This is a genomic window from Citrobacter sp. S55_ASV_140 (genome assembly GCF_018919505.1).
GTDB lineage: Bacteria > Pseudomonadota > Gammaproteobacteria > Enterobacterales > Enterobacteriaceae > Citrobacter > Citrobacter werkmanii.
The window spans coordinates 1-2305 of the sequence record NZ_JAHLQZ010000340.1 but is presented as its reverse complement, the minus strand read 5'-3'; the positions used below and the strand labels follow the sequence as shown (position 1 = coordinate 2305).

Below are 2305 nucleotides of genomic sequence, written 5' to 3'. Positions count from 1 at the left end.
CCATTGCTCAATGCAACTGCATATTTTGTACCAACCCATTGAGCAAATTCTTCTTCAAAGAGACGACACTCATTACCTGTCCAATAATTGACCTTATTTGACAATAACACAGAGGAAACTGCATCTGCTTCTTCTTGAGTAAATGAAGGCCATGGAGAAAATTTAGTATTTAGCATGATATAATTCCTTTAAGCTCTAAAATCGATCTCAGCCAAATATTTGGACGAGACTGCTCTGAGATAATTTCATTTTGAGAGTGAATATTACGTCCATCATCCATAATCCCAATTGTTGTCCATCCCAGATTGTTAGGAGTAACAAAATCCTTATTTACATTATCACCCACATAAATATATTCACATTTCCCATGGAGACGCTGAATAAATTCGAATCTGAGTGGATCTGGTTTTTCAGCGTTATCAAATTCTTCTGATATATATGCAGTAAACTCTTGTAAGCAAAGAGCCTTTATTTTATTTCTTTGAGTTACTGTGCGTCCATCAGTAATAATAGAAACACCTCGAGTATTATCATTTAGATATCGAAGCATAGTCAGGACATCATTATCAATAGCAATGACGGGCTGATGATTTCTATACATCCAAATAAATTGTTCTTTCGATGTTGGAGGAAGACCGAGCCAATTTATTATATCAGTAAAAAGATCTTTTGAACGACCACTATAAAACCCCCTCAACAAACCAACAATATCTCGCTGATATAATCTTAGAATTTCTTGTCGAATAAATTCAAAACCTGAATCTCTGAAATCAGCTTCTTTATATAGGGTATCATCAAGGTCAAACACCCAAAAGCTATTATCAGATATCTGGATATTCATGAGATAACACCTTAGCGTCATAACGTAACATTAAAAGATCAGCTTCCCAGTCATCAATAAAATCGATACATTCATCACTCATATATTCTTTTAATAAATACAAAGGATAATTTGCTCCTGCTGCGTAAGAAAGAGGATACCCACCACCAAAACGAGGGTTAATTTCCAATCCTTTAATATCACCTGTATCTTTATTATAAAATACCTGTACTGTTACACAGCCGACAACGCCAGGTATTTTTTTCAAACGCTCAAGAAGATATTTATAAACCCTACCTTTCCTGGTTACCCCTTTACTGACCTCACCACTTCGTGTTTCTATTCTCTCGCGAGGGACAAGACACTTAAGTTCATTTTGTTTCGAAAAATAGCAATCAACAGTAACCTCCACATAATCCTTACCGATAAGTTCCATATACATATTATTCATATTATTTAGGATATCATCAGTAAGATCAGTTTCATTATTTAATACAAAAGCACCGATACTACTACTACCATTGTATGGCTTACAGAAGCATGGAAATACTATTGAATTAATATCATAAATTTTAGGTGATGCTATATTTAGCCGTTGAAATAAATCAGCAGTCTTCCTCTTATCACGGCATGCAGAAACAAATGTCAGGTCAGGTATTGAAATGTGACAACCAATATTACTAAAACTATCTTTAGCTCTGCTTAATTTTTCTAAATCTGTATCAATAGTAGGAATAACTAATTTAATTGAATTACTTTGACAAATAGCTATCAGATCATCAATATATGCTTCATCTGTAGCTCGAGGAACTTTAAAAAAACCATCCGCAACCTGACATGCTGAAGACAACTCTGGGGACATATCAGTGCACATGACCTTACCACGTATATTGAGACTAAGCATTGCTTCGCGGAATGCTTCAACGAGTTCAACACGTCTTCCGGCCGATAATATAAGGATATTATTCATCAGTATTTTTCCCTTTAAAAATAGGCATCGTTGCATGTCCCTCAGAGGAGATTCCTTCCTTAATGAACACTTTTTTTACCGTGAGCAATAATATTTTAATATCAAGCCATAATGAATGGTTATCAACATACCACACATCTAATTTAAATTTCTCTTCCCAACTCAATGCATTGCGCCCATTCACTTGTGCCCAACCCGTGACACCAGGTCGGACATCATGTCGGCGTTTTTGTTCCTCATCATAAAGCTCGAGATAGCTTGTCAATAAAGGCCTGGGGCCAACAAGACTCATATCCCCTTTAAGAACATTCCATAGTTCAGGAAGTTCATCCAAACTTAATGCTCTTATTTTCCTGCCAAAGGTAGTTAAACGTTCTTCATCTGATAATTGTTGGCCTTGTTCATCAACAGCATCCTTCATACTACGAAATTTAACCATCTCAAAACACACGCCATTCTTTCCCGGACGAAGTTGTTTGAAAAAAGCGGGCTTACCTAACTTTTTCCTTACAAGA

The 2305-nt window shown here is 35.9% G+C and carries 3 protein-coding genes; all 3 read right to left on the bottom strand.

The features are described from left to right. Positions 1-169: 169 nt before the first annotated feature. On the bottom strand, positions 170-841 hold the full coding sequence (locus tag KQJ18_RS23465) for an HAD family hydrolase (RefSeq protein WP_216422885.1): 672 nt from the start codon (positions 839-841) through the stop codon (positions 170-172). Continuing rightward, positions 822-1790 (bottom strand): ATP-grasp domain-containing protein, encoded by a 969-nt coding sequence (locus KQJ18_RS23460; RefSeq protein WP_216422884.1) that lies wholly within the window; start codon positions 1788-1790, stop codon positions 822-824. Before KQJ18_RS23460 ends, KQJ18_RS23465 begins: the two co-directional genes overlap by 20 nt. After that, positions 1783-2305, bottom strand: a 523-nt coding sequence (locus tag KQJ18_RS23455) for a sugar transferase (protein WP_216422883.1), incomplete at its 5' end; no start/stop codon positions are given. The genes KQJ18_RS23455 and KQJ18_RS23460, both read right to left, overlap by 8 nt.